The sequence below is a fragment of the Streptomyces solincola genome (assembly GCF_002982015.1).
GTDB classification, from domain to species: Bacteria; Actinomycetota; Actinomycetes; order Streptomycetales; family Streptomycetaceae; genus Streptomyces; species Streptomyces solincola.
Genome location: NZ_PVLV01000241.1, coordinates 1 through 3,469 on the forward strand (window position 1 = coordinate 1; position 3,469 = coordinate 3,469).

The 3,469-nt window shown below is 74.7% G+C and carries 3 protein-coding genes; all 3 read left to right on the forward strand.

From position 1 onward, the window contains the following. On the forward strand, positions 1-1,082 hold a 1,082-nt coding region (locus tag C6N75_RS16620; protein WP_322888056.1), incomplete at its 5' end, for a BtrH N-terminal domain-containing protein. A 95-nt stretch (positions 1,083-1,177) separates the two neighbouring features. Beyond that, entirely contained in the window at positions 1,178-2,479 is a 1,302-nt protein-coding gene (locus C6N75_RS16625; protein ID WP_258177452.1) for a DegT/DnrJ/EryC1/StrS family aminotransferase, read from the forward strand. Further along, on the forward strand, positions 2,476-3,375 hold the full coding sequence (locus tag C6N75_RS16630; RefSeq protein ID WP_105869693.1) for a transketolase: 900 nt from the start codon (positions 2,476-2,478) through the stop codon (positions 3,373-3,375). The genes C6N75_RS16625 and C6N75_RS16630 overlap by 4 nt, the downstream gene beginning before the upstream one ends. Positions 3,376-3,469: the final 94 nt, after the last annotated feature.

Sequence of the window (3,469 nt, forward strand, 5' to 3'; positions counted from 1 at the left end):
CCGTCCCGACGACCACCGACGCCCCCGCCCCGGCGGAGGCGGCCGCCCCGCCCCGACCGGCGCAGGCCCCGGACCGGCCGGAGCTGTTCTACCGCGACCCGCTGAGCTGCCTTCAGTCCACGTTCGCCGCGGTGCTCGCCGCCCGGGGTCGGGACCCGCTCGACGTGCTCGGTCTGGGCTGGGAGTTCGCCCACGTACCGGGTGACCGGCCGAGCGAGGAGTTCTACTACCCGTGCGGCGCCGGCGACGACCTGGGCGCCCGGCTCGCCCCGCACCACGAGGTCTCCTCCCGCTGGGTCGTACCCGGGGACGGCGGCGACCCGCTGGCCGAACTGGCCGCCGCGGTCGAGGCCGGCGGGCTGCCAGTGGCCGCGGTGGACAACTTCCACCTGCCCTTCCGCCCCGCCTACCACGACGTGCACGCCGCCCACCTGGTCGTCGTCTACGGCGTGGACCGCGCCCGCGGCCTGGTGCTGGTCTCCGACGCCATGCCGCCCGCGTTCACCGGACCCATCCGCACCGAGGACTTCCTGGCCGCCTGGGGCTCGGCCAACCCGGCCGACGAGCAGGACGCCTTCTTCAGCTCCAGCCGGATCGACCGCCGCTACCTGGACATCCGGGTGGGCGGCGAACCGGCCCCGCTGACACCGGACTTCGTCCGGCAGGCGCTGCGGACCGGCGTCGCCCGCCTCACCGACGGCGCCGCGCCCGACGGCGGGCCGTGGACCGGTCTGCCCGGACTGCGGCGGTACGCGGCCGCGCTGGCCGACCAGGCCCGTGCGGGCGACGGCGAGGCGGTCCGCTCGGCGTACCCCTTCGGCTGGCCGATGCAGGCCGGCGCGGCGCTCCACGGCGAGCTGCTGCGCACCCTCGGCGTCCGCTGGGACGTGCCCGAACTGCGCGAGGCGGGCCGCGCCGTGGAGGCGGTCGCGCACACCTGGACCGGCCTCAGGGTCACCGGGGCGCACGGCTGGCCCGAGCCCCGGGACGCCGCCGACGACCTGGAACGCCACGGGCGGAGGCTGGTGCGCCGCCACGAGGCCGCCGTGGAGGCGGTCGCCCTCGCCGCCGACGTGATCTGAACAGCCGCACCGAACCCCACCACATCAAACCGAACGAAACGGGACGAACCGAAACATACGAGCAAGACGGGATCCGAGACGACGGAAGGAGAGTCGTGACCAAGCTCGCCATGATGGGCGGTGCGCCGGCCGTGCCCCGCGACATCCGCAGTGTGCAGTGGCCGATCATCACCGAGGAGGACCGCAAGGCCGTGCTGTCCGTGCTGGACAGCGGCAACCTGGTCTCCAACGCGGAGACGGAGACCTCGGTCCGGGAACTGGAGCAGCGCTGGGCCGCCGCCACCGGCACCGCGCACGCCGTGGCCGTGTCCAACGGCACCGCCGCCCTGCACCTGGCGCTGGCCGCCCTGGGCGTCGGGCCGGGCGACGAGGTGATCGTGCCCGCGCTGAGCTTCATCGCCTCGGGGCTGGCGCCCCTGCACCAGATGGCGGTGCCGGTCTTCGCCGACATCGACCCGGTCACCTTCAACCTCGACCCGGCCGACGTCGAACGCCGGATCACCGACCGCACCCGCGCCATCATCCCCGTACACCTGCACGGGCTGCCCGCGGACATGGACGCGCTCGCCGGCATAGCCGACCGGCACGGGCTCGCGCTGGTCGAGGACGCCGCGCAGGCGCACGGCGCCGTGCACCGGGGCCGCAAGGTCGGGTCCATCGGCGCGATCGGGGCGACCAGCCTTCAGACCACCAAGAACCTGCCCACCTGCGGCGAGGGCGGCCTGCTCACCACCGACGACCCCGAGCTGGCCGAGAGGCTGGTGCTGGGACGGCAGTTCGGCGAGGTCATCGAGAGCGGCAAGGCCCGCGACTACGTCTCCCGCCAACTGGGCTGGAACGCCAAGATCAACCCGATCCAGGCGGCGTTCGCCACCAGCCAGCTCGACCGCTTCGACGGCTACGAGCGGCGGCGGCAGCAGAACATCCCGCCCTTCCTGGACCGGCTGCGCCCGCTGCCCGGCATCACCGTGCCGACCGCCCCCGAACACGCCTCGCACGCCTGGCACATCCTGCGCTTCCGGCTCGACCCGGCCGCGCTCGGCCTGGACGGGGTGGCGCCCAGCGCGCTGCGCAAGGCGCTGCACCGGGTGCTGCGCGCCGAGGGCGTGCCGATGTCCCGCTACCAGTTGATGCCGCTGCCCGAGCAGAAGGTGTTCACCGAACGGACCGGCTTCGGCTCCGGCCATCCGTGGGCGGCGGCGGAGGGGACCGCCGCGGCGGACGAGGTCGCCGGGTCCTTCCCGGTCGCCAGTGCGGTGATCGAGGACTCGCTCACCCTCCAGAAGCGCCATCTGCACCCGGACTCCGGGCCACTGCTCCAGCACTACGCCGACGCCTTCGAAAAGGTCTGGGACCACCTCGACACGGTCGCGACGATGGCGAGGTCGGCCCGATGACCACACTCGTACAGGACCCCGCCGCCACCGGCGCCGACGCCGGGGCGGACCAGCTCACCGAGCTCGCGGCGGTCGCCCTGCGCGTCCGCGAGCACATCGTCGACATCTGCTCCGGCGGCGAGGGCGGCCACCTGGGCGGCTCGCTCTCGCTCACCGAGGTCCTCACCGCGCTCTACTTCTCCGTGCTGAACATCGACCCCGAGCACCCGGACGACCCGGACCGGGACGTCTTCCTGCTCAGCAAGGGGCACGCGGCCGTCGGACTGTACGCGACGCTCGCCGAGCGCGGCTTCTTCCCGGTCGAGGAGCTCGCCGGCTTCGGCCAGGAGGGCGGCCGGCTGATGGGCCACCCCATCCGGGCCGTCCCCGGGGTGGAGCTGCCCACCGGGTCGCTCGGCCACGGGCTCGCGCTGGGCGCCGGCTTCGCGCTCTCCGCCAAGCTGTCCGGCAAGCCCCGGCACACCTTCGTGGCGCTCGGCGACGGCGAGCTCCAGGAGGGCTCGGTGTGGGAGGCGGCCTCCAGCGCCGCCGGGCTCGGCCTGGACAACCTCACCGCCGTGGTGGACCGCAACCGGCTCCAACTCACCGGCCCCACCGAGGACATCGCTCCGCTGGAGCCGCTGGCCGACCGCTGGCGGGCATTCGGCTGGGCGGTACGCCGGGTGCCCGGCAACGACCTGTCCGCGGTGCTCCCGGAGCTGGCGTCCACCCCCTGGGAGCCGGGCCGGCCCAGCGTGCTCATCGCCGACACGGTCAAGGGCGCCGGGGTGCCGTTCGTCGCCGACCAGGTCAAGGCGCACTACGTCCGCTTCACCGAACGCCAGCAGGCCCGCGCCCGCGCCGCGGTACGCCGTGCCGCCCGCGAGCAGGACGGCGGGAAGGAGCAGCAGTCATGACCGACCTCGCAGGCGCCCCCGCCGCCACCGCCGCCGGCAGCACCACCGCGGCCGGCGGCGGTGGCGGCGGGGGCGCCTGCGAGGTCGGTCATGA

Coding starts and splice junctions, on each gene's coding strand:
- C6N75_RS16630 (WP_105869693.1), top strand. CDS start 2,476: ATGACCACACTCGTACAGGACCCCGCCGCCACCGGCGCCGACGCCGGG.